Genomic DNA, 3,749 nt, shown 5'->3' with positions numbered 1-3,749 from the left:
CGTCTCGTTCGGTCCGCCAGTGATCGAGCGGCTTAGAGCAGCTTGCGGCGTAAGTTTCCTTCGCCGGAGAGCAACCAGCCAAAAATGGAATAAGTAGCGCTAGCGAGATCAATTTCATCGCTGAAGTTCTGTCATCTACGGTGACGACGCGCAATGTCCGCTTTCCACCCAATTTGCGCCTGTTTCACCGAGCAAGTGAGGTGCCAGAAGCGGACGGGCAGCTATCGACCCGATTGCGGTCAAGCGGCCTAGCCTCCGTCTTCTATCAAACAGTCTGCGTAGTCGGCGAATAGAGTCTGCGATTGAGGCAGCGCATCTTTAAAAAGTTCATGATCGGAGTCCCAGACCGACAAGTACCTTGGCAAGTCCTCATTCGCCGCCAAGTACTCAGTTGTCCGCGGATCTTTGCTGCCCAACACGATCTTGGAACATACGCTCTTGGGAGTCACTACACCCCACGGCAAATCGTGATCGCCGATGAATTGAGTTACAAAATCAAGAAAAGGCAGCCCTCGCGAATATTCGAAGACGACATCATCACCCGAGCGCTTGTAAACATTGAAGGCGTACCAACTACCAAAACGTTCTCCTTTTGCGTCAGCTGCCGACTTCTCGTCCTTCTTACGAGAAATGTGATCCTGAAGACCATCCATCACCGGGACGAGTGAAAGGAAATTTAATTTCTGCAATCGCTCTTGCCCCAGTGCTCCGAGAGCAAGATGATTTCCTAGGCTGGTGGTTATCATCGGAGGGTCGCCACCCTCCTGGGCGCGATAATAGTCTGTTGCCAGCTTGACATCGCGGATGGCGAGTTCGATTTCATTCGGCTCATAGAGGGTGCGAATATTCATTCCCCAGTAGCCAATCGAAGCAATCGTAAAACCACGCTTCATGATCTGGTATTGCGGTAGCTCCTCCATGGATCCACCAACAAGCTCGAGCATGCCGTTTCGCCGGATCCTCTCAACATATTCATCGGTCATCACCGGATTGCTGTAAAACGGGAGGCCGCCAGGCCCTCCTTGAACATCAATGATGACGCGCTGGTTGTCACTCGAACCTTCGAGATGACTCTCGACCACTGGAACGCGATCATTCCCGAACTTCAGGGCGAAAAGCGTCGATGTTACGCCTTGGGCGGTCCAAGTATGGCAGACGACCTTATTTGCTGCTTTGTCGGCTTCGGTTTGAAATCGTTCGAGGCAATCGAACCAATCGTAACCAAGTCCTCCCGTCGGATTCTCGGAGTGCGATTTCTCAACCAATTCGCGCAAATCGCGCGCTTCTTTATCGGCATCTGACGATAGATACCCATAAGTGGCGGGCACTGTCAGACCAATTGCCGCAAGAGACAATGAAACAAAGACCTTCATGCGTCCGAATACTCCCCCTCACGAATCTATTCATACATAAAAGTCGCTAATGATATAGCGTTAGAAGGTATCGTACGTCGAAAAGCCCCTAAATTGAATGTCCGCTTCCCACCCAGTTCGTGACTGATTTACCGAGCTAGGGATACGCCAAGAGCGGACCGACAGCTAACGACCCGGTTGCGGACATTCCAAAGTATCGTCAGAGCGCAAACCTACTGCGGGAGAAAAGAGAATGCGACCGGCTCCGATCGTTTGGTTTGAGAGGATTATGTTCGGAACCCTTTTTCTGGGCCTGATCCAAAACTATCTTGGTTGGGATGATGCGGTGGCAACCGTCCCTCAAACGATCTCAAACCCTGGCGCGTTCGTTGTGGGCGTAGCAATCTTTACGTTCATATTTATGGGAGGCCTAACACTCCTGATTTCTCGTCGCCGGAGTAAGATAGCCATGTGGGTGTCGATAGCGATGCTTCTGCTTGGTCTGCCCACCGTTGCTGCCCTCGCAGAAAGTGGTCAATTGATAGGCAGTGGCTGGATAATGCTGGCCCAAACGCTGGGCCAGATCTTCGCATTTAGCCTATTGTTTACCCCGGCAGCACGCCAGTGGATGCGTAGCTCTCCATCGCTCGACCACGAGCCTTCCTAACTTCAAGAACCGCTTCGCGGTGACCGCTTTCCACCCATCTGAAGTCGCTTTCACCGAGCTAGCGATGTGCCAAGAGCGCACGGGCAGCTAACGACCCGATTGCGGACATTCTCTAAACATGCTTCATCCCGCGAAAATGGTACGAGATCACATCCCAATCCTAACCCTTGCGCTTGCTAGTTTCTTGAGCAGTTGCACTGAGGTCCCAAGTACAATTTGCAAGATGCCGAACAACGAAGTTCTATGGCAAGGGGTCGAAGTGCATTGGGTTGGAGAAATCGTCGAAACTGAGGACAGCTCAGGTCGTGTCAGACACGGCTTCTTCGATATGAGTTGCGATGTTGTAGTCGAAATCCAAAATGTCGCAAACGAACGTCTATCACCTAATCAACTCGCCTCAGGGATCGCTGTCGAAATTTCGAGCCCCAATGCAGCGGTAGCCACGCACAAGGTGTCGGGTCGATTGCAGCTGGAAGATGGCCACATCGTTCTCGTTCCTGATCAGCTGGAAAGGGTGTCGCCTTGGCTTGTCGAAGCGGATGGTGGAACTAGGCGATATTTCTATGAGCGGTACAGCAGGACTAACCAATCTGAAGACTTGAAATAGAAAAGGACGGCAGGGTCATGCAGGCGAAGGCCGCTTCCCACCCATCTGGCGCCGCTTTTACCGAGCTATCGGTGTGCCAGGAGCAGACGGGCAGGTAACGACCCGATTGCAGACATTCGTCAATGCGCTAGGCAATCCCAATGCATAAGATCATATTGGCAGCCTCGCTTGTTGCTGCTCCACTGACGCCCACGATGGCTGAATCTCCCGATCATAGAACATCACTCGCGCCTTCAGCGCAGAATGAAACCCCTCCGTCAGGGGAGAAGCTAGAACTCATTAAGCGGTTCATGACGGTCGTTGGCATCCAAAGCCGGTTGGACAGCGGCAGCTTCTTGGAACAATATGCATTTATAGCCGAGCTTGGATGGCATGAAGGCGAGGTCGAAATTTCGGAGGCTCTTACCGGGCCGGTGGAGGCTCTCAAGGCCGAATATGAGAAGTATCGCTCAATCTATCAGAGCGAGTACGAGCAGCACTTAAATTGGGAGTTCACCGAAGACGAGCTGCGCCAAATGGTCGCCTTCTTTGAGACTCCTGTCGGCAGGCATTATTTGGCCGGATCGTGGCGCATGGAAGCCTACATCGGCACGAACATGGAAGAGACCGAGCAAGCCTTGGTCGCTGAGGCCGTGAAATCTTATCGCTCTCGGTAGGAATGTCCGCCTTCCACCCAGTTCGCGACTGATTTACCGAGCTAGCGATGTGCCAGGAGTGGACGGGCAGCTAACGCCCCGGTTGCAGACACTAACGTGCGTTGACTTCTGACCAGTTTTCCCAGTCGTTTCCCTCACTGCAAAGGGAAGTCTCATCTCGGCAAATGTCTGACCTGTTCATGATCGTGCGTACTGCCTCCACTCGATCGCATGGTGCATTTGGCTCAACCTCGAGTATGAGTTGAGGAAGTGGGGCAATGGAGGACGCCTCACTCGCAATCTCAGCTAGATCTAAATCTGAGATTATGCGCTCCGACGAACCTACTCGTTCCCTCAAGACTCCATCTTGATCCACGGAGAACGCGAGGACCGGGGCCAAATGAACAAGGCCGTCTCGTTCGGTCCGCCAGTGATCGAGCGGCTTAGAGCAGCTTGCGGCGTAAGTTTCCTTCGCCGGAGAGCAACCA

General features: G+C 52.9%; 4 protein-coding genes. 3 read left to right on the top strand and 1 reads right to left on the bottom strand.

Going from position 1 to position 3,749, the window contains the following annotated elements:
• Nucleotides 1-248: 248 nt before the first annotated feature.
• Nucleotides 249-1,373 (bottom strand): hypothetical protein, encoded by a 1,125-nt coding sequence (locus tag K3165_RS13950; protein WP_221549535.1) that lies wholly within the window; start codon nt 1,371-1,373, stop codon nt 249-251.
• A gap of 268 nt (nt 1,374-1,641) precedes the next feature.
• Between K3165_RS13950 and K3165_RS13945 the strand changes: the two genes are divergently transcribed.
• The 3 genes from K3165_RS13945 to K3165_RS13935 all read left to right on the top strand — a co-directional run bounded on the left by K3165_RS13945 (nt 1,642) and on the right by K3165_RS13935 (nt 3,282).
• Nucleotides 1,642-2,019, top strand: a complete 378-nt coding sequence (locus tag K3165_RS13945) for a hypothetical protein (protein ID WP_221549533.1) — start codon at nt 1,642-1,644, stop codon at nt 2,017-2,019.
• Nucleotides 2,020-2,242: 223 nt separating this feature from the next.
• Nucleotides 2,243-2,626, top strand: a complete 384-nt coding sequence (locus K3165_RS13940) for a hypothetical protein (protein ID WP_221549531.1) — start codon at nt 2,243-2,245, stop codon at nt 2,624-2,626.
• 140 nt (nt 2,627-2,766) lie between these two features.
• Entirely contained in the window at nt 2,767-3,282 is a 516-nt protein-coding gene (locus K3165_RS13935) for a DUF2059 domain-containing protein (protein ID WP_221549529.1), read from the top strand.
• The last annotated feature ends 467 nt before the right edge of the window (nt 3,283-3,749 follow it).

The organism is Qipengyuania xiamenensis (genome assembly GCF_019711495.1).
GTDB lineage: Bacteria > Pseudomonadota > Alphaproteobacteria > Sphingomonadales > Sphingomonadaceae > Qipengyuania > Qipengyuania xiamenensis.
This window is presented reverse-complemented; position numbering and strand designations above follow the sequence as displayed.